General features: G+C 34.2%; 15 protein-coding genes. 6 read left to right on the top strand and 9 right to left on the bottom strand.

From position 1 onward, the window contains the following. Positions 1–4 precede the first annotated feature (4 nt). On the top strand, positions 5–883 hold the full coding sequence (locus ACKX2A_RS18935) for a cupin-like domain-containing protein (protein ID WP_415326486.1): 879 nt from the start codon (positions 5–7) through the stop codon (positions 881–883). 160 nt (positions 884–1,043) lie between these two features. Here the strand turns inward: ACKX2A_RS18935 and ACKX2A_RS18930 are convergent, their stop codons facing one another. From ACKX2A_RS18930 to ACKX2A_RS18900, 7 genes are all read right to left on the bottom strand, one after another. Continuing rightward, on the bottom strand, positions 1,044–2,966 hold the full coding sequence (locus ACKX2A_RS18930; protein ID WP_415326485.1) for a M1 family aminopeptidase: 1,923 nt from the start codon (positions 2,964–2,966) through the stop codon (positions 1,044–1,046). Between the two features lie 84 nt (positions 2,967–3,050). Beyond that, entirely contained in the window at positions 3,051–4,535 is a 1,485-nt protein-coding gene (dacB, locus tag ACKX2A_RS18925) for a D-alanyl-D-alanine carboxypeptidase/D-alanyl-D-alanine-endopeptidase (RefSeq protein WP_415326484.1), read from the bottom strand. Between the two features lie 148 nt (positions 4,536–4,683). Next, entirely contained in the window at positions 4,684–7,131 is a 2,448-nt protein-coding gene (gene priA, locus ACKX2A_RS18920) for a primosomal protein N' (protein WP_415326483.1), read from the bottom strand. A 372-nt stretch (positions 7,132–7,503) separates the two neighbouring features. Then, on the bottom strand, positions 7,504–9,987 hold the full coding sequence (locus tag ACKX2A_RS18915) for a beta-mannosidase (protein WP_415326482.1): 2,484 nt from the start codon (positions 9,985–9,987) through the stop codon (positions 7,504–7,506). Positions 9,988–10,127: 140 nt separating this feature from the next. After that, positions 10,128–10,790: a copper homeostasis protein CutC gene (locus ACKX2A_RS18910; RefSeq protein WP_415326481.1), complete on the bottom strand. Its 663-nt coding sequence runs from the start codon at positions 10,788–10,790 to the stop codon at positions 10,128–10,130. A gap of 37 nt (positions 10,791–10,827) precedes the next feature. Then, complete coding sequence (locus tag ACKX2A_RS18905) at positions 10,828–11,823, bottom strand: isoaspartyl peptidase/L-asparaginase family protein (RefSeq protein WP_415326480.1); 996 nt, start codon at positions 11,821–11,823, stop codon at positions 10,828–10,830. Positions 11,824–11,943: 120 nt separating this feature from the next. Further along, positions 11,944–14,115, bottom strand: a complete 2,172-nt coding sequence (locus tag ACKX2A_RS18900) for a family 20 glycosylhydrolase (RefSeq protein ID WP_415326479.1) — start codon at positions 14,113–14,115, stop codon at positions 11,944–11,946. 204 nt (positions 14,116–14,319) lie between these two features. Between ACKX2A_RS18900 and ACKX2A_RS18895 the strand changes: the two genes are divergently transcribed. Beyond that, a complete protein-coding gene (locus tag ACKX2A_RS18895) occupies positions 14,320–15,126 on the top strand; it encodes a DUF4197 domain-containing protein (RefSeq protein ID WP_415326478.1) in 807 nt (268 codons plus the stop codon). Between the two features lie 366 nt (positions 15,127–15,492). Next, positions 15,493–15,762 (top strand): hypothetical protein, encoded by a 270-nt coding sequence (locus tag ACKX2A_RS18890; RefSeq protein ID WP_415326477.1) that lies wholly within the window; start codon positions 15,493–15,495, stop codon positions 15,760–15,762. 61 nt (positions 15,763–15,823) lie between these two features. Here the strand turns inward: ACKX2A_RS18890 and ACKX2A_RS18885 are convergent, their stop codons facing one another. Beyond that, positions 15,824–16,477 (bottom strand): CoA transferase subunit B, encoded by a 654-nt coding sequence (locus ACKX2A_RS18885; protein ID WP_415326476.1) that lies wholly within the window; start codon positions 16,475–16,477, stop codon positions 15,824–15,826. A 120-nt stretch (positions 16,478–16,597) separates the two neighbouring features. Between ACKX2A_RS18885 and ACKX2A_RS18880 the strand changes: the two genes are divergently transcribed. Then, positions 16,598–18,400 (top strand): ABC transporter ATP-binding protein, encoded by a 1,803-nt coding sequence (locus ACKX2A_RS18880; protein WP_415326475.1) that lies wholly within the window; start codon positions 16,598–16,600, stop codon positions 18,398–18,400. A 140-nt stretch (positions 18,401–18,540) separates the two neighbouring features. On the opposite strand, the gene ACKX2A_RS18875 is transcribed toward ACKX2A_RS18880, so the two are convergent. Further along, positions 18,541–19,242 carry a CoA transferase subunit A gene (locus ACKX2A_RS18875; RefSeq protein ID WP_415326474.1) on the bottom strand — a complete coding sequence of 234 codons (702 nt, stop codon included), beginning with the start codon at positions 19,240–19,242 and terminating at the stop codon, positions 18,541–18,543. Positions 19,243–19,667: 425 nt separating this feature from the next. On the opposite strand from ACKX2A_RS18875, the gene ACKX2A_RS18870 reads away from it, so the two are divergent. Together ACKX2A_RS18870 and ACKX2A_RS18865 are read left to right on the top strand one after the other, a co-directional pair. After that, complete coding sequence (locus ACKX2A_RS18870) at positions 19,668–20,159, top strand: DoxX family protein (RefSeq protein WP_415326473.1); 492 nt, start codon at positions 19,668–19,670, stop codon at positions 20,157–20,159. A gap of 214 nt (positions 20,160–20,373) precedes the next feature. Continuing rightward, entirely contained in the window at positions 20,374–20,751 is a 378-nt protein-coding gene (locus ACKX2A_RS18865; RefSeq protein ID WP_415326472.1) for a hypothetical protein, read from the top strand. Positions 20,752–20,765 lie beyond the last annotated feature (14 nt).

The following is a 20,765-nucleotide window of genomic DNA, read 5'->3' as shown; positions in this document are numbered from 1 at the left end:
GAAAATGAGATTATCACCAGTACAAAAAATTAAAAATATACAATCGGAAGACTTTCTCAATACATATCTGAAACCCGCAAAGCCAGTTATTTTGAAGGATTTTGTAGATCCTGAAAGTCCCGCTTTCAAAAAATGGAATTATGATTATTTTAAAGAAATTGCAGGTGAACATAAAGTGAATATTTATGGAAGCGAGATCGAATCTCTGGACAGAGTTGCCAGCAAACCGATCGGACAAAGCACTTTTTCCGAATACTTGAATCTTATTACTTCCGCTCCTACCGAACATCGCCTTTTTTTATTTAATTTATTAAGTATTAAACCCGAACTTAAAAATGATATTCATTACAATGATGTTACGAAAGGGAAAATTTTAAAATGGCTTCCTTTTATGTTTTTCGGTGGTGAAGGTTCGATCACCAGAAATCACGTTGATATTGATATGTCTCATGTCTTTATTACACAGTTTCAAGGCATTAAAAGAATATGGCTTTTTCCTTGGGAACAATCGGATTTGTTGTACAAACTTCCTTACAATTTCCATTCAATCACCAATATCAAAGAACCTGATTATGAAGAATTTCCGGGCTTAAAATATATAAATGGCTATGAAGCGATCATCGAACCTGGCGAAACACTTTACATTCCTTCGGGTTGGTGGCATTATATTCAATATGAAACGGAGGGTTATTCTGTTTCTATCAGAGCATTGCCTTCAAGTTGGCTGGAAAAATGGCGAGGATTTAAAAATTTAGTTTTAATCAGACATTTTGATAATGTTATGCGAAATATATTCAAAGAAAAATGGTTTGATTTTAAAGTAAGAAAAGCCACGAGAAAGGCAAACCGAGCAATTAAAAGACAGAAAAGCTTTCAGATTTAATAAAAAATTCAACCTTAAAATAAAATATTATGGAATTAATTTATCTCATTCTTTCAGCAGAAAAACCAACTTTTACTTTCTATCCTATTTCTTTAATTAACCTTTATTAAATGAAAAACCTTCAGAAGTTCTGAAGGTTTTGATATTTATCTTAAAATAATTATTTCTTTAAAAACTTTACATTCTTATCTTTAATTTTAAAAATATAAGTTCCCGGAATCAGCTCTGAAATATTAATTGCTTTTTCCGGTTGATAAGTTCCTTGTCTTACTAGTTTTCCGTCTGTGAAATAAATCGTAAAATTTGTCGGCTTATCAATTCCTTTAATATTAATTTCATTTTTCGCAGGATTTGGATAAAGCGCAAATTCGTCATTGTTAAATTCGGATGTGCTTAAAGTATTATCCTGAGTTACCGTTGAGTTTTTTTCTAAAATCTGATATTCATAATTAAATTGTACACTTGCCACAGGAAAAGCTACTGTTTGTACAAAATATTGATTGTTTGTAGTATTATTTAAAGCTAAATATGCAACCTGACCTCCAGTTCCGTTCACTTTTATCGGCAAAGGCATTTCGAAGAAGCTTACAGTCGGACTACTCTGCGTCTGTCCCACTCTGATAGTAAGTGTATTTCCGTTTTGCTTCCATCGAATGTCGTAAGTTGGGTAACCTTCGCCATAAATCCAGTCATTAAAAAATTCTGTAAAATTCATGCCAGTTGAAGTTAATAAAGAAGCATTAAAATCCTGAGTTTTTGCATAGCTGTAAGCAAGATTTGGTCTGGAATTATAATCTTTAAGCGCCTGATAGAAAGCTGTATCTCCTAAAATCCATTTTAGCATTCTCAAAACATAACCACCTTTAGAATAAGATAATCTCCCATTAAAAATAGCTCCAACGCTTCCTAAATTCGCATCTGCAACATATACGCTTCCTCCGGGAGCACTAGTAATATAATCTTTTTGTCCTAAAAGGTAGTTTAAAAAATCTGTATTCGACATCAGAAGTTTTTCATTAGCCAAATGTTCTCCATAGGTTGCAAAGCCCTCGTTCAGCCAGATATCGTTCCAGGCTCCACAAGTTATCTTATCTCCAAACCATTGGTGTGTAAGTTCATGCGCAATCAATCCTTTTGTCCATGCTCCCATCGAAGTCATGGTCTGATGTTCCATTCCGCCACCCGCCTGAAATTCCATATGTCCATACTTTTCGTTTCTGAACGGATAAGCACCAAAATAGTTTTCAAAGGTGTTCATTACTGTTTTTGTCCATTCAATATTGCTCATACTCGTCGTATTGGTAGAAGTTGAAGGAAAAATATAATTGATAAAAGGAAAAGGAGGATTTCCTATGGTATCTGTCAGTTTAACAAAATTCGTAATAGAAAGCGCAATTAAATATGCTGCAGTAGGATATTGCGTTCTCCAAAAAGTAAGTTTTTGCCCGTTTCCTAAAGCTGTTTCAGACATTGGCTTTCCATTCGCAGCAACATTATATTGTGAAGGAGTTGTAATTTTAAAATCAAACTTTTCGATTTTATCATTCATACTTTGCTTGGTCGGAAACCAATCCTGTGCTCCGTAAGGCTCACTTAAAGTTGACAAAACTGCAGTTCCACCTTGTGTTCCGTTAAAAAAAGCATTGTTTGAACTTGTCGGTGATCCGGAGTAGCTAATCGTTAAAGAATCCAAAACATTGGCAGGAAGTGCAGATTGAAAATTAATCTTCAATTCTTTGGTTGAAAGCTGTTGAAAGATAAGCGAATTACCATGATACTGAACTTGTGAAACCGTCATTTGATTATCAAGATCAAAATAGATGGAATTCATACTTTGATTTGGTTTAAAATGCGAAGTTACCGATCCAGAAATGCTTTTTACGGCAGGATTTATGGAAACATCCATTCTTTGATACTGAAGATCGTAATTCAATGTATTTGGATTGATATTTCCAACGGCCATTTTGTTTGCGAAAGATTTCATTTCCTTCGCAATCAGACCTTTCTGTTCAATATTATTATCTTGAGCTGAAATCTGCTGAAAAACAAAAACACTCAAGATCAAAAAGTAAAGTTTTTTCATTATTAAAAAATATATAATCAAAGATAAAAAAAACCTTCTAATCATTGATTAAAAGGTTTTTATATTAATTAAATTTTAATAAATCTATAAATCCAATGCAGGTTCAAGAATTTTCTCCATTCTTTTCTTCACCATATCCACAGATCCCGCATAATTGTTCACCATTAAAGAGAAAACTAAAGTTTTTCCACTGTTCGTTTTCATGTATCCTGCTAATGTTTTAACCTTATTTAAAGTTCCTGTTTTAGCAAAAACCTGTCCGTTTCCAAGACCGTTGAACATTCTTTTCAATGTTCCTGATTGTCCTCCAACAGGCAATGAAGTGAAATATGTTTTATAATATTTTTCGTTCATTAATGAAGTTAAAAACTTAGCCTGAGCAATTGGTGTTACATTATTACTTCTTGAAAGTCCGCTACCATCGATATAATTTAAACCAATCATATCAAAACCTTCGTCTTTCAGGTGATTTGTTACCACAATTCTTCCAGATTCAGATGTTTGATCTCCTAAACTTTGGAATCCAACAGTTTTTAATAAAGCTTCTGCTAAACCATTATCACTGTGCTGATTTGTATAAAAAATAATATCACTTAAAGTGGGAGATTTGTAAGCTGAAACCAGTTTTCTGTTTTCAGGACTTGCATCCGTCATTTTCGGTGTTACTTTTCCTGTTACAGCAATTCCACTTTTTACAAGAGTCGTTCTGAAAGAATTAGCAAGGAAAGCCGGTGCATCGGGTAGTTTTGTTGTTAAAACTCCGTCGCCTTCATATTTATCGGCATACACCATTTGTTTGTTGTAAGGAGAAATATAGAAATATTTCTTATCTCCAGATAAGCTGTTTCCTTTCTTTGAAATCAGTTTTTCATTTGCAGGATTGATTTCTCGGGTTGTACCAGCCGGTAAATAGTAATTATTGCTTTCTAGCCACACAACATTTTCCGGAAGTTTTGAAATGTTACCTTTGAAAAGCGCTGTCTGGATAATAATATCACCATTTACTTTTTTGATTCCCTCATGAGAAAGTCCACCCACGAAATCCGAAACGATATCTCTATAAGACCAAGCACCTGCTTTATTGGTTCCTAAAGACGGATCACCGCTTCCTACAATATAAAGATTTCCGTTCAGAACTCCATTTTCATCTACTGTTCCTGAATATTCCAACTGTGTATTCCAACGATAGTTTTCCCCTAACAGATTCAATGCTGTTTCTGTAGTTAATAATTTTGTTGTGGAAGCCGGAACCAAAGGAGTATTTTCATTGTACGAAGAGATTACCTTCTTCGTTTTCGGGTCGTACACTACGAATCCCCAGTTTGCATTTTTCAAAACCGGGTCTGTCATCATTGTGTTTACATTAATGTCTACAAGCTCTTTCGGCGACAAAATAGTTTTCTCCACTGCTGATGTGATGGGAGAAGGTAAGTTTAAACTGCTTTTTTGATTGTCGTAAGCCGGAGAATATAGCACTGTAGAAACGGTAGTCTGAGCAAGAAAAAATCCTGAAGCCAGTACCGCGACGCTTGAAATATATTTTCTGTAATTTACCATCAATTTTTTCATTTTCTTACATTTTGGATAGGCTAAAAATCAATTGGTTAAATTGAAAGTTAAATATCCAAACATATAATCAACGGTCAAAAGTAGAAAATATTGTTATATAGTGGTTTAGTAGACTATTATAAAACCCTATAAAGTTTGTTAAAGTTTGTTAAAAATCAACAAAAACGTCTTTTTTAATGCTTTGGTAAGCAGTAATTTCGTCAAATTCTTTTAGACTTAATAAAACCAGATTCTTATATTCTTCGTATTTCTTCCCTCTCGGAAGCTTCAGCATAATCTGAAACTGATATAAGTTATTAAGTCTTGCAATCTGAGCTTTTTCCGGACCTAAAACACAGTCTCCCGGAAGATATTTTCTTAAAACAGAACCAAGAAACTGAGAAGCACGATTTGCTTTATCTTCTTTTCTGTGCTTCAGCTCAATCATAATTAATTTCGTGAAAGGCGGATAATGAAATTTTTGACGCTCCGTTAAAATATATTTATAAATTTTCGCGGGATTATTCATTTTAATTAATTGGAAAACAGAATGATCAGGATTAAAAGTCTGAATTAAAATCTTACCTTTTCCAGAAACTCTTCCTGCTCTTCCGGAAACCTGCGTAATCAGCTGATAGGCTCTTTCTTCCGCTCTGAAATCCTGAACGTACAGCATGGAATCCGCTTTCGGAATGGCGACCAATTCAATATGATCGAAATCCAAGCCTTTGGAAATCATTTGAGTGCCAACAACAATATCGGTTTCTCGATCCTCAATTTTTTCGTATAACTTTTCGTAAGCAAATTTCTTTCGCATGGAATCCACATCCATCCTATCTACTTCATTATCAGGAAATAATTTAACAACTTCTTCATGAATTTGTTCCACACCTACTCCTCTTTCATTCAGATTTTCAGAATAACATTTCGGGCAGGTCTTTGGCTTGGAAGCTCTCTGACCGCAATAATGACATTTCATTTCATTGGCTGCCTTGTGATAAGTCATTACGACATCACAGTTTGAGCAATAATTTACATAACCGCAAGTTTCACATTCCACAACATTCGCATAACCACGACGGTTGTGAAGCACAATGGCCTGATTTTTTTCGTCTAAAACCCTTTTAATTTCATCAATTAATTGTAAAGAAAAATTCCCCGAAACTTTTTTGGAATCCTGAGCTTCTTTAAAATTAATCAATTCATATTCAGGGAGATTGACATTTCCGAAACGTTCGTCAAGGAAAATATATTTCATTTTATCCTTTCGGGCATTGTAATAACTTTCAACTGAAGGCGTTGCAGAACCTAAAATGACATTAGCCTTATAAAAATGTCCAAAAACCAAAGCGGCATCTTTTGCATTAAAATAAGGTGAAGATTCCCTCGGTTTGTATGCAGAATCATGCTCTTCATCCACAACAATTAATCCTAAATTACGGAAAGGCAAAAACAATGCATTTCTCGTTCCAATGAGGATTTTAATATCATTTTGCCGGATTCTTCTCCATACTTCAACACGCTCAAAATCGGTTAATTTTTGATGATAAAAACCTAGCTGTCGACCGTATTTTTTTTCTAATCTTTGAGTAATTTGTTTAGTTAAAGAAATCTCTGGAAGCAAAAACAAAACGTTTTTTCCTTCCTGGATACATTCTTCGATTTTCTCCAAATAAATATGCGTTTTTCCGGATGAAGTTACGCCGTGGAGCAAGACATTTTTTCCTTCTTTAAAAGCGTCATCGATTTCGGCTTTGGCTTCTTTCTGAGCTTCGGAAAGTTCTTCCAATTCCTCAATTTCGCCTTCATAGCTTTCTATCCTGTCTTTTTGCATATAATATTCTTCAACAAGATTTTTATCTGCTAAGCCTTTCAAGTGAGAACTTCCAAAATATCCATCCTCAAAAAGTTCGGATTTTTTGATGTGTGAATCAGGATTTTCTGTTTGCTTTTCTAAAATAGCGAGAAAAAGATCTTTCTGTTTTTGAGATCTTTTTAGGGTTAAAAGAATTTCTGTAAGATTCTGATTTTTTAAAACCTCATCATTGATCTTCACATAAGCAACTTCTTTTGCTTTATATTTTTCTGCAATTTTTTCGTCAATTTCGATATACTGTAAATCGATTAACGAATTGATTGTCTTTACAATATCTTTTTTAGGAATGAATGCTTCGATATCTGTTAAGTTAATCAACTGCCGAACTTCCAATGCCTGAATGAGATACATTTCGTTGACATCGAGATTTTCGAACTCTATTTTTGCGTTGGGTTTTAGTTTTAAATAGGTTTCGCTTTCCAGTTTTAAAGAAGACGGAAATGCAAAACGGTAAATTTCGCCCAAACCACACAAATAATAATCTGAAAGCCAATTCCAGAATTTAATTTGCTCCAAAGGAACAATTGGTTGATCATCCAAAATGCTAATAATCTCTTTTGCCACAAATTCAATAGGTTCATTATCATGAAATTCGAAAACGATTCCTGTATAGATTTTCTTTCCGCCAAATGGAACCAAAACCCTCATTCCCAGCTTAATTTGAGATGATAGTTCTTCGGGAACTTTGTACGTGAAAGATCCTTTTAAATTTAGCGGTAAAACGATTTGAGCGTATTGCAAGAGAAATATTTAAAGTGTAAAATTAATTTTTTCTTTTGTGAACTGCAATGTTTTTGTTGGGTCATTGCGAGGAACGAAATGACAAAGCAATCTTTTTAAACGCAAAGAGCGCAATGTTTTTGTTATTTTATTGAGAATATTTTCGTTCGCAAAGACGTTTCACTCAGCAAATGATCTGATGTTTTCTACTCATTGAATTTATTTTGAAGATAAACTTTGTATTTTTCTTGAATTAGAAAGACTTTCATCCTAGCCCGGATTGCAGCGGCATCCTTTTGGGTTGCGGGCGGAGCGAAGCGGAGGCCGTAACCCAAAAGATATAGCGAAAAGCCGGAAATAGCTCCTAAAAAAAGAAAATACATGACGAATATCTTAATTTATCGTATCAAACAAACTCATTACCTCAACTTTTTCCAAAGGTTTTGAAAGCGTAATTATCTTCGTCGTTTTCGGAAGCAAATCGAAGAAATTATCACTAAAATGTGTATCTCCCATCAAATAAACATCTTTTGTCAAAACATCTGTTGAAACTTCAATTTCTATTGCTGAAATTTTCTTGATTTTGATGGTTGGTTTTGTCAGTTTTAAATCTTTCGGTTTTGCGAAGAAATAATTGTTTTGAGCAATAATTTTCTCGCTTTTATCTTTTAAAGCTAATTTTAAAAAGATTTCATTTTTGTTGGAAGCTGAAATTAAATTATCAGTTTCAATCGGATCTAATTTTACAATTTTTTCTAAAGTTTTTCCATCCGGAACGGTAGTAATGTCTTTTAAAATTTTTCCATTAAAATCAATAACCTGAATTTCTACTTTCACATCTTCAAACTTTTTCGGTTCATCATTTATGGCATAAAAATCCAAAACATTATTTTTTTCCTCCGTTAAAATCACCTGATTTTCAAAGCTCCTCTTTACTTGATAATGCAGTGCTTTCCAGTTTCCCAAATAATCAATGGAAGACCACGAAACAACAGGCCAACAATCATTTAACTGCCAATATAAAGTTCCCATATTGTAAGGCTTCGCACGACGATGTGCTTCGATGGCGATCTGCATTCCACGAGCCTGCAGCAATTGAGAAATATAGTTATATTTTACAAAATCTGTCGGAATATTGTAATCCCGTTTCATATAATTATCGATAATTTCCCAACCTCTCGAATGTTTTTCGTGTGCTTTTATCGTTCCGTTTTGTAAACTTAAATCCGGAGTTCCGGAAAACATAGCTTTTGTAGTTTCCAAAGTTGGCATTCCCTGAAAACCATATTCAGACGCAAATCTCGGCACTTTTTCATTGAAAATTTCAAATGGCTGTTCGCCCCACCAAACGCCCCAATAATGTGAATCTCCTTCCGTTAAACTTTCTTTGTGTCCCCAACCGATGGATGGCGAACTTGGCCAATAAATGGATTTATCGCTTGTTGCATACTTTTTTATAGCATTTGGAATTACTTCGTGAAAAATTTTCTTATAATCTTTCCAAACCTGTAAAGAATCTTCTTTTGAATATTTGAATTGCTTTTGATAGCCCCAATTGACAATCGCCTCATCCACTTCATTATTTCCACACCACAAAGCTAATGAAGCATGATTCTGAAGTCTTTCTATCTGATCTTTTACTTCTAATTCTACATTTTTTTGAAAATTTTCATCCGACGGATAAAAGCTTCCTGCGAACATAAAATCCTGCCAAACTAAAATTCCGTTTTCGTCGCAGGCTTTGTAAAATTCGTCATCTTCGTAAATTCCGCCACCCCATACACGAATCATATTCATATTGGCTTCTTTACAATCTTTGATCAGTTTTTGGTATTTTTCTTTGGTAATTCTTGGCGTAAAACTATCAGACGGAATCCAGTTTGTTCCTTTTGCATATATTGGATTTCCATTCACTTTAAAATAAAAAGATTTTCCTTTTTCGTCTTTTTCCTGAATTAATTCAATTGTTCTTAATCCAATTCGTTCAGATTTTTCAGCGATGACTTTCGAATCTTTTTGTAATAAAATATTTACATCATATAAATTTTGTTCTCCCCAACCATTGGGTTCCCATAATTTTGGATTTTGAATTTGATAGGGAATCGAAACTTGATTTAATCCTGATTTTAAATCAACATTTTGAGATTTTCCATTAATTAAAAAACTATATTTTCCTCCTTTTTCCGTAAAAATTTCAGCATGAATATTTAAATCTGCTTTTTGTGTTGTTAATGTTTTTTGTTCAACCTTTATATTGTTAAGCTTTGCATTATTCCAAAAATTTAATTTAACATCTTTCCAAATGCCCGCCGTCACCAATCTTGGTCCCCAATCCCATCCGAATTGATACTGCGCTTTTCTTACATAACTTCTCGGAGATTCCGGTGTTGTAAAAGGAACTTTTTTTGCCAGTTCTTTTCCAACATCTACCGCAGATTTGAATTTAACCTGTAAACTATTTTCTCCGATTTTTAGGTTTTGTTTTACTGGGATCGTCCATTTTCTGAACATATTATCTGTGGTTTGTAATAATTTTCCGTTCAAATAAATTTCAGAAAACGTATCCAATCCATTAAAAATCAATTCAATATTTTGATTTGCTAATTCTTTTGGTGATATTTTAAAACTCGTCTGATAATCCCAGTCTTCATTTTCTATCCACTGAACTTTTTTCTCATTTTCATCTTTGTAAGGATCGGGAATGATTTTATTATTCATCAAATCCAAATGCACCGTCCCAGGAACCGAGGCAGCCAGCCATTTATTTTCTTTTGCATTTTTAAACTGCCATTTCTCAGAGGATAAATTACGCTCGGAAAACTGAGCGAATAGGATATTTTGAATGAAAAGAAAAGAAAAAAGTATGGATTTATTCATCAATAAACTTATTTAAGATGTATATTTTATGGTTTGTCATTCTGAACGAAATGAAATGTAGTGAAGAATCTAAATATATTGTGTTGAGATTCTTCCTTCGTCAGAATGACAAGCTGCATGAATATTTTTATATTTAAAATTTATTTACTCTTCAAAGCAACCACCTCATCCGCATTTGCAAAAGCACCGCCATCAGTAATCGCTGAAGAATGAAAATATCCGGCTTTTGTAAAATCTCGAAGTTCTTCAATATTTGTAGAGCGAAGTCCGCCACCGACAAGAATTTCGACTCTTCCGTTGGATAATTCTACCAATTTTTTAAGGTTTTCCCTACCTTCTGAAACATTAGGTTTCTGACCAGAAGTAAGGATGGTTTTAAAGCCACAATCAATTACTTTTTCTAAAGAACTTTCTAAGCCTTTTGATCTGTCGAAAGCCCGGTGAAATGTACACTGATAAGGTTTTGCCAATTCAACCAATTCTTTATTTTGCTCGATATTGACTTCATCATTTTTATCTAAAATTCCGAAAACGAAACCGTCAACATTTAAAGATTTTAGTTGAATTAAGTCTGATTTCATCTGTTCAAATTCTTCATCAGAATATGTAAAATCTCCGCCACGAGGACGAATCATCACAAAAATCGGGATGTTGATTTTTTCTCTTAACTGTTTTGCTGTTTCAAAATCCGGTGTTGTTCCGCCTTCGCTCAGTCCGTCGCACAACTCAATTCTGTCTGCTCCGTTTTCAAAAGCAATGATTGCGGATTCAGGATTAAAGCATGCTATTTCTACTTTTGACATTCTGTTTATTTAAAGTTCAAAGTTTAAGATTCAAGTTTTATTTCAAAGCAAATTCAGGTTTTTCCAAACGGTTGCCTTTTTGGTCATAAACCGCAAAATTAAATCCGTCCTGAATACAATATGAACCATATTCCCCTTTTTTATTGATGGCAATAAAACCCACCTGAATATCTTTCAGATTTTTATTTCTTCTTTTTGTAATCTGAACAATTCTCTCAACCGCTTCTTTACAAGCTTGTTGTGGATTTCTGCCTTGTCTCATTAATTCAACAACCAAATGAGTTCCGACGGTTCTGATCACTTCTTCACCATGACCTGTCGCTGTTGCTGCTCCAACTTCATTATCAACGAATAACCCCGCTCCAATAATGGGCGAATCTCCTACTCTTCCGTGCATTTTGAAAGCCATTCCGCTCGTTGTACAAGCTCCGGAAAGATTTCCTTGTGCATCCAAAGCAATCATTCCGATGGTGTCGTGATTTTCGATATTTACGATCGGTTTATATTTGCTGTCTTTCAACCATTCTTTCCACTCTTTTTCAGATTCGGCAGTTAAAATATTTTCCTTTTTGAAACCTTGAGAAACAGCAAACTGTAAAGCCCCGTCTCCCACCAACATCACGTGAGGAGTTTTTTCCATTACGGCTCTCGCCACAGAAATAGGATTTTTAATATTTTCTAAACATGCAACTGAACCAATATTGTAGTTTTCATCCATGATACAAGCATCCAACGTAACTCTTCCGTCTCTGTCGGGACGACCGCCGTAACCAACGCTTCTTTCTGTCGGATCATCTTCAACCAGACGAACACCTTTTTCAACGGCATCCAAAGCACGCCCCCCTTTTCCTAAAATCTTCCAAGCTTCTTCGTTGGCTTTTAAACCAAAATTCCATGTAGAAAGAACGATTGGTTTATTGACGATTTTCTGATCTTTTTCGGGTAAATCTTTTGCAATTAAATCCAACGGATTCAATAATAATGCAGACGAAGCTAATGCTGTATTTTTTAGAAATTTTCTACGTGAATTCATAGTTTTAGGTTAAAGCTAAGATTAAGGTTGATTTAAAATTCTTGCTGTTTCAAAGATAAGTATATAAGCCCTATGTTTAAGCATTGATGCTGAACATTAAACAAAGAAACCTTGGAAAATTTAATTAGCTCCGATTTCGTCTACAAAAAGCCATGCTTTCGAGTCTGCACCCGGATTTCCTGCAGGGATAATTCCTGCATTTTCTATTTTAATTTTAATATATTTTGAGTTTTGATTTCCTACATTTATTTTAATTTTTCCTTTCGCATTCAGGATTTCATCTTTTCCAATCTCTTTAATGATTTTAAAATTTTTTCCATCATCAGAAACAGAAATCATTGCAGATTTTGCCAAGTGAATCCAGCTTCCTTTATTTTCTAACGTATTAAAATAAACTTCCGAAAATTGAGTTTTCTGTCCTAAATCAATTGTTGCAACTACATCTTTTCCTTGGAAACCCAGCCATGTTTTTCCTAATTGTTTTATATTTCCGATAATTCCATCGATTAAAGTGAAAGCACCACCAAAAGAATAATTTTCGCTAGGTTGTTGTTCAAGAGTAATTTTTTTTCCCGTTGTTTTTGAGGTCGTAAATTCCTGAGAAGAAATTGCACTTTTCAATTCACCATTTTCAAAATAAGCAGATTTTATCGTCATTGACTTTGAAACAGGAATTGAATTTTGATAAACCTGAGAATTTGCAGTCGGAGTTGTTCCATCTAAAGTATAACGAATTCCGGTTGGGTTTTGAGAAGTTGAAAGTTCGTATGCAACTCCATTATTATTAGGAATAACTTTTCCATTAATATTATAGATACTTTTCGCATAATTCACGCCCATTTTATCCAATACTTTGAATTGATTGATTACACGACCTTCAAATTCCTTATAATTTTTAGAATCCGAAGTACCCCAACCGACTTCCGAAAGTGCCATCATTCTTGGAAAAACCTGATATTGAACCGACTTAAAATCAAGAATATATTCAGTCCAAAGATTTGCCTGAACTCCCAAAATATATTTAGCCTGCTCCGCATTCAGCTCTTCTGGAATCGGGTTATAAGAATATACTTTATCTAAAGGCGTAAAACCTCCAAAAGCAAGAGGCTCTGTTTGAGGATCGCCCTGATAATGATCAAAATAGCAATAAGAACCAGGCGTCATCACCGCAAAATGTCCGGATTTTGCTGCCTCAACACCACCTTTAATACCAGTCCAGCTCATTACCGCTGCGTTTGGTGCCAATCCACCTTCCAAAATCTCGTCCCAGCCAATAATTTTTCGACCTTTGCTGTTTACGTATTTTTCAATCTTTTGGATGAAATAGCTTTGCAAACCATGTTCATCCTTTAAATTATTTTTCTTAATTAATTCCTGACAATGCGCACATTCTTTCCATCTGGTTTTCGGGCATTCATCACCTCCGATGTGGATATATTTTGAAGGAAAAAGTGTCATTACCTCATCTAAAACATTTTCCAAAAATTTGAAAGTTTCGTCTTTTGGACAAAAAACATCATCGAAAACACCCCATTTTGTAGCCGGTTCGAAAGGTCCTTTTGTACAAGCCAATTCAGGATAAGCCGCCAACGCAGCCAATGCGTGACCAGGCATTTCTATTTCCGGAACAACCGTGATATGTCTTTCTGTTGCGTATTTTACAACCTCTTTAATCTGATCCTGCGTATAAAAATATGGCCCGTAAGGTTTTCCGTCAAAAGTATTATCAACGTAAGCTCCAATCATTGATTCTTTTCGTTTTGCGCCAACTGTCGTTAATTTAGGATACTTTTTAATTTCAATTCGCCACCCCTGATCGTCTGTTAAATGCCAATGAAATGTATTCAGTTTATACATTGCCAGATAATCGATGTATTGTTTTACTTCTCCAACCGTGAAAAAATGACGGCAAACATCCAGATGCATCCCTCTCCAGGCAAATTTCGGCTGATCTTCGATCTTCATCGCAGGAATTTTCTTGGTATCCTTATATTGATCGATAATTTGAATTAAAGTTTGAAGTGCTAAAAAATAACCTTGTTTTGTATATGAATTGATAATAATCTTTTTGGAAGAAATATTAATGGTATATTTTTCTATTTCTACTTCTCCTTTTATTGGTAAGTGCGATATTCTAGGAGGATATGGTGATTCTATCAAATGAACTCCCTCGTAATTTCCATATTTAAATGAAAATACCTTGGCAAAATGCTTTTTAAAGTATTCTGTTTCTTCTTTCGGAAGATTTTGAGCCAATATAAAATTTTCAGGAATTGTGAATTCTCCCTGCATAAATTCAACTTTTTGAGGATAGGGAATTAAATTTAATCTATTTTGAGAGAAAAATACACCTGAAATACAAATTAAGAATATAGATAAAAAACGTTGCATTGGGCTTTTATTAAGGTTTTAGCTAATATAAATATTTTCTGAAAACTTCAACAATCTTTTTAACTTATTAAAAAATAAAACATCTAATTTTGCAAAAAATAAACAATGAGAAAAACAATTTTATTAGCGAGCGGACTATTATTTTCAGTATCAACACAGGCTCAGATTTTAGATGTTATAAAATCTACCGTAAAAGATAAAACAGGGATCGACCTGAATGCTCCTGTAAAAACAGGAACTTCTACTACGACAACAACTCCGACAAAATCTACAACAACTTCTCCGGTAAATTTGGGAAGTTTAACTTCAACTCAAATTTCATCTGGATTAAAGGAAGCTTTAAATATGGGGGTTTCGGAAGGAGTGAAAAAATTGGGTGTAACAGACGGATTTTTTAAAAATGAAGCGGTAAAAATTTTAATGCCGGAAAAATTAAGAAAAATCGATACCTCACTTCGAGCAATGGGATTGGGAAGCTTGGCAGATCAAGGAGTAAAATTATTGAACAGAGCTGCGGAAGATGCTGTAACAGAAGCAACTCCGATCTTTGCGAACGCCATTACTTCAATGACGATTACCGATGCGAAAAATATTCTGTTGGGAACGGATAATGCGGCAACTAATTATTTACAAGGAAGAACTCAAAGTCAATTATTTACCGCTTTTCAACCAAAAGTAAAGGCTTCGTTGGGAAAAGTGGGTGCAGATACACTTTGGAAAGGTTTGATTACAAAATATAATACATTAACAGGACAATCTGTAACCACCGACCTTAATGAATATGTGACTACAGAAACCATCAATGGTGTTTTTAAAATGGTTGCCCAAAAAGAAAGTGGAATCAGAAATACTCCGGCAATGAGAACAACAAGTATTTTGCAGAAAGTTTTCGGAGCGCAGGACGGAAAATAATATTTTTTATTCTTAATAACGATCAAAGCTTTGTTGAAAATTCAGCAGAGCTTTTTTTAATTAGAATATTAATATACTTATTTTGATTTCACCAAAGCAAGAGTTAAAAAATTGTTAAAAATGTAGATTTGAAAGGTGTTTAATAAAATTTAACAGTTTTGTATTTCACTTTTTATTGAAAATTTTTCAACCAAATCATTGATTTAACAAAAAATAAACACCTTTTGGTGTGGAATTGTCATTTTTTTCCTCAATAAAACATTTTATCATTTATAAGTTAACAATCACTAAATCAAATATAAAAACCCGTATTTTCACTTAGCTTTTTTATCAGTTATTACTTATTTTTGTAGAAACTAATACAGTATGACATTTAACGAAGCATTAAAGTGTAAGAAAAAATTTATTAGCGATTCCAGTAATTATACAAGAAGTATTTATTACTGTTTAATAATTCCTGCAAAGGAAGAAGAGGCAGAAAAGTATATTAATGATTTTAAAAAATCACCAACATCATTTATCGATGAAAGCTGTAAAAGATACACTAAAGATATGCAGTTCCGAGTAAAGATTATTCCTCAAAAAGATTGTCAACCAATCGCTGAGGAAACTCAGGTAAACGTTTTAGACAAATAAATCATTTCACTAATCTCAATAAAAAAAACCTTGTCAGATAACGACAAGGTTTTTGTTTTTATTAAAACTGCATCTCAGGAATTTCACCTTCGATGATTAGATCTGCTTCTGTGGATTGAATAATGTGTTCTACCGAAACACCCGGAGCTCTTTCAATCAATTTGAAACCTGCCGGAGTTACATCTAAAACGGCTAATTCGGTTACTACTCTTTTCACACAATTTACGCCCGTTAAAGGAAGTGAACATTTTTTAAGGATTTTGCTTTCTCCAGCTTTGTTTACGTGCATCATCGCAACGATAATATTTTCTGCAGAAGCTACCAGATCCATTGCTCCTCCCATTCCTTTCACCATTTTTCCGGGAATTTTCCAGTTGGCAATATCTCCGTTTTCCGAAACTTCCATGGCTCCTAAAATGGTAAGATCTACTTTTTGAGCCCTGATCATCCCGAAACTGAATGCTGAATCGAAGAATGAACCACCATCCAAGATCGTAATCGTCTGTTTTCCGGCATTGATGATGTCTGCATCTTCCTCACCTTCGAAAGGGAAAGGCCCCATTCCCAACACTCCGTTTTCACTCTGAAATTCTACCGAAAGATTGTCCGGAACGTAGTTGGCAACCAATGTGGGAATCCCTATTCCTAAATTTACATAATATCCGTCTTTTACTTCTTTGGAAATTCTTTGTGCAATTTGTTCTTTAGTTAGCATAGCTTAATCTTATCCCGCCAAATTAGCCATTTTTTCAGAATTACGAAATAGTTTCTTTCTATACTATAATAAATTTTGAATCTCAAATTGTTGTAAATTTGTGGGCTTTTAATTTTACCAATGAAAATTTTATTAAAATATTTAAAACCATATAAATGGCTAATCATAGCTTCACTTTTATTAGCCGCTGTAAATCAAGTTTTTTCGTTATTCGCACCGGCAATTACGGGAAACATATTAGATAAACTGGTTACGCACCCCAATTTTTTCGATAAAGAAAAACTATTGCCAAGAAACATGAATGAATATCTATACGGAACTGATATCTATCATGGAGTTTTCTACTTTTTGGGGTTACTTGTCGGAACTGCGATGATAAGCCGAATTGCGAAAGCTTTCCAGGATTATGTGGTGAACGTCATTATTCAGAAGTTTGGCGCTAAAATTTTCACTGACGGTTTAAAACATTCGATGAGACTGCCGTTTCAGGAATTTGAAGATCAAAGAAGTGGTGAAACGCTTTCGATCTTAACCAAGGTTCGTGAGGATTCTGTGAAGTTCATTAATAATTTCATCAATGTATTTTTCGGAATTTTGGTGAGCATTATTTTCGTTTCTGTGTACGCGATTCGCTTGCATTGGACAATTATGCCTGTTTATGTTGTTGGAATTATTCTGATTGCGGTCGTGACTAATTTATTAAGTAAAAGAATTAAAACCATTCAAAAAAATATCGTCACAGAAACGACAAATTTGGCAGGAAGTACAACCGAAAGCCTTAGAAATATTGAGATTGTAAAAAGTTTAGGATTAACCAATCAGGAAGTTGAGCGTTTGAATAACAATACGTATAAAATTTTAAATCTTGAATTAAGAAAAGTAAAAAGCATCCGTTCTTTGAGCTTTGTACAAGGAACTTTGGTGAATTTCTTACAGCAAACCATCACTTTTACCTTATTATTATTAATATTTAAAAATATCGTAACTCCGGGACAATATTTATCATTAATGTTTTACGGGTTCTTCATTTTCGGACCCATGCAGGAAATCGGGAACATCATTATTTCTTACCGTGAAGCACAGGCTTCGTTGAATAATTTCGACCGAGTGATGAAAAAAGAAGTTGAACCCAAACCTTTAACGCCTAAAAAAATCGGTGCGATTGAAGAGCTTGAATTTCAGGAGGTATCTTTTCAGCATCAGACCGCTCATTACAAGGCTTTAAATTCAATTTCATTTAAAGTAAAAAATGGAGAAACCATTGCTTTTGTCGGACCGAGTGGTTCTGGGAAAAGTACCTTGGTAAAGCTTCTTGTAGGTTTATATAGACCAAAAGAAGGCTCTATACTTTACAATAATATTGACGGAAAAGAATTTGATTTTGATGAATTGAGAAATCAAATCGGTTTTGTAACGCAGGATACTCAGCTTTTTGCAGGAACTATAAAGGAAAATCTTTTGTTCGTGAATCCTTCTGCCACGGATGAAGATCTTCAATTAGCCTTAAAAAAATCCAGCTGTACAGCGCTTTTAGAACGAGCAGAAAACGGAATTGAAACCGTAATCGGTGAAGGCGGATTGAAATTAAGTGGGGGTGAAAAACAGAGAATCGCCATTGCGAGAGCTCTATTGAGAAAACCACATTTATTGATTTTTGATGAAGCAACTTCTGCGTTAGACAGTATCACTGAAGAGGAAATCACAACAACAATTAAAGAAATTTCAAAAGAAAAAGAACAAATTACAGTTCTTATCGCGCACAGATTGAGTACAATTATGCATGCAGACAGAATTTTTGTTTTGGAACGCGGGCAAATCGTGGAAACGGGTTCGCATTTACAATTAATTGAAGAAAAAGGATTGTATTATGCAATGTGGAGACAGCAAATCGGGGAAAGAAAGATTGCTGAAACGTTGATTTAATGGAAGAGATGGAAGTTTACATGATTGCAGATAGAGATTCTTCACTTTGTTCAGAATGACAATTGGACTGCAACTCACTAAATAAAATTACCCCGAAAGATGATTTCGGGGTATTATTTTTTAAGAAACTGGTTAGATAATTAATCTTTTTTTCTAACGGTTCTCTGTTCAATTCTTTTTTCGAATTTTTCTCCCTGAAAAATTCTCTGGATCATAATTCCCGGAATGTGAATCTGATTAGGGTCTAATTCTCCCGGTTCCACCAATTCTTCCACTTCAGCAATGGTAATTTTACCTGCTCCAGCCATTGGATGATTAAAGTTTCTTGCTGAACCTTTGAAAATCAAATTCCCTGCGTGATCTCCTTTCCAAGCCTTTACAATTGAATAATCTGCTTCATAAGCATGCTCCAAAATATGAGGCTTTCCTTTAAAATCTTTTACTTCTTTACCTTCCGCTACTTCAGTTCCGAAACCTGCAGGTGTGTAAAAAGCCGGAATTCCAGCCTGTGCCGCTCTGCATTTTTCCGCCAAAGTTCCCTGTGGAGTAAGCTCAACTTCCAATTCTCCTGAAAGCATTTGTCTCTCGAACTCGGCATTTTCTCCCACATAAGACGAAATCATTTTCTTAATCTGTCTTTTGTGAAGCAATAATCCCAATCCGAAATCATCGACTCCTGCGTTATTCGAAATACAGGTAAGATCTTTCACATCACTCTCTACCAATGCATTAATTGAGTTTTCAGGAATTCCGCAAAGTCCGAATCCGCCCAACATCAACGTCATTCCATCTTTAATTCCGTCGATGGCTTCCTTTGCATTTTTTACTCTTTTATCTATCATGAAATATTAGATTTTTCTGTTGGCTAAATTTAATAATTTTTCTCAAATATCCGATGTTCAGTCTTTTTTGAGATTAAATATGTTTAAACTTCTTGAGCCTAGGATAAATTATATTTAACGCAATGTCCACAAAGTTTATATAAATATTTTTCCGTTCGCAAAGGCACTTCGTTCAGCAAATGATAATTGTGCCTTAGCTGAGTGGAACGCCATTGCGAACGAAATATTTTCAAGTTTATTCAAAAATTCTTTGCGATCGTCGCGTTTAAAATATTTTATTGATTTCATAATGTCAAATAAAAGTTTAAACAAGCTCAATATTAAATTAACTTTTTATACTTTTGGTGATCTACATTATGTTAAGTATTTTAGAAATGAAGAATTTAACAATGTGAAAAAATTTAACCCTCATAAATTTTATACAAATGAAACAAGAAAATTTCAACAAAGTTGGAGACATTTTTTATGTGATCTGCCGATTAAGCATCGGATTATTCTTTTTTATCACAGGCTTCAACAAACTATTTCATCCCGTTTTTCAAGGTTACATGTTGAAAACGATTACCAGTTTGGGATTTGCAAATCCACAGTTCATGGCCAATTTTGTCGCTGCCAATGAAATGATTTGGGGATTTTTTTTATTAATAGGATTATTTACTCGAATAAGTTCGTTTGCATTAATTGTTATCATGATCGTTGCGCTTGTAACGAAAGATATTCATTCTATTCCGACAGAATTGGTTGCTATCGATCCAAAAGTAGGAACAAGACCAATTGAAAATTATACATGGTTGACCTATTTCTTTTATCTTCCCCAAGTTTTATACATTATGATATTGGGATTATTTTCTTTGTATGGTTATAAAACGTTTGGAGTTGATCGATTTTTAAAGAAAAAGATTAATCCTTATAGATAAAGAAGCGGGAAAAATTAAAATTTCCCGCTTTTTGTTTTTTGATTTTTTTGAATTCAATTGAATGGTATGTTTGATTGGATTTGCATCCAACCCTGTTTTAAATCGTCCCTTCGGGACTCTTTTCTTTATATTTTAATTTAATGAAAAAATATTTCATCGTCATGGTCTGATTTTGGTTTAATTTAAATAACATCACTACAAAATATTTAAAATTATGGAAAAGAAAGAAATCTCAAGGATTGCGCTCGGTGCATTTCTTATTACGGCAGGAATTGGGCATTTGACCTTTGCGAGAAAAGAATTTCAGGCTCAAGTTCCGGAATGGGTTCCTCTAAAGAAAGACGATACGGTTGTATATTCCGGATTTGCCGAGATCGCATTAGGAACAGCAGTAATTGTAACTCCGAAAAAATATAGAAAAACGATGGGTAAAATTGTTGCCGGATTTTTTGCAGCTGTTCTTCCCGGAAATATCGCGCAATATAAAAACAGAAGAGATTCTTTTGGTCTTAATACCGATAATGCAAGATTTGCGAGGCTTTTTATGCAGGCTCCTTTGATTGCGTGGGCGTTGAAATCAAATGATGAATAATATAAAAGCGGGAA

It is taken from the genome of Chryseobacterium sp. MMS23-Vi53 (assembly GCF_047651245.1).
GTDB lineage: Bacteria > Bacteroidota > Bacteroidia > Flavobacteriales > Weeksellaceae > Chryseobacterium.
This window is presented reverse-complemented; position numbering and strand designations above follow the sequence as displayed.

Coding starts and splice junctions, on each gene's coding strand:
- ACKX2A_RS18930 (WP_415326485.1), bottom strand. CDS start 2,966: ATGAAAAAACTTTACTTTTTGATCTTGAGTGTTTTTGTTTTTCAGCAG.
- ACKX2A_RS18910 (WP_415326481.1), bottom strand. CDS start 10,790: ATGTCAAAAGTAGAAATAGCATGCTTTAATCCTGAATCCGCAATCATT.
- ACKX2A_RS18895 (WP_415326478.1), top strand. CDS start 14,320: ATGAGAAAAACAATTTTATTAGCGAGCGGACTATTATTTTCAGTATCA.
- ACKX2A_RS18870 (WP_415326473.1), top strand. CDS start 19,668: ATGAAACAAGAAAATTTCAACAAAGTTGGAGACATTTTTTATGTGATC.
- ACKX2A_RS18875 (WP_415326474.1), bottom strand. CDS start 19,242: ATGATAGATAAAAGAGTAAAAAATGCAAAGGAAGCCATCGACGGAATT.
- ACKX2A_RS18900 (WP_415326479.1), bottom strand. CDS start 14,115: ATGCAGGGAGAATTCACAATTCCTGAAAATTTTATATTGGCTCAAAAT.
- ACKX2A_RS18885 (WP_415326476.1), bottom strand. CDS start 16,477: ATGCTAACTAAAGAACAAATTGCACAAAGAATTTCCAAAGAAGTAAAA.
- ACKX2A_RS18865 (WP_415326472.1), top strand. CDS start 20,374: ATGGAAAAGAAAGAAATCTCAAGGATTGCGCTCGGTGCATTTCTTATT.
- dacB (WP_415326484.1), bottom strand. CDS start 4,535: ATGAAAAAATTGATGGTAAATTACAGAAAATATATTTCAAGCGTCGCG.
- ACKX2A_RS18905 (WP_415326480.1), bottom strand. CDS start 11,823: ATGAATTCACGTAGAAAATTTCTAAAAAATACAGCATTAGCTTCGTCT.
- ACKX2A_RS18880 (WP_415326475.1), top strand. CDS start 16,598: ATGAAAATTTTATTAAAATATTTAAAACCATATAAATGGCTAATCATA.
- ACKX2A_RS18935 (WP_415326486.1), top strand. CDS start 5: ATGAGATTATCACCAGTACAAAAAATTAAAAATATACAATCGGAAGAC.
- ACKX2A_RS18890 (WP_415326477.1), top strand. CDS start 15,493: ATGACATTTAACGAAGCATTAAAGTGTAAGAAAAAATTTATTAGCGAT.
- ACKX2A_RS18915 (WP_415326482.1), bottom strand. CDS start 9,987: ATGAATAAATCCATACTTTTTTCTTTTCTTTTCATTCAAAATATCCTA.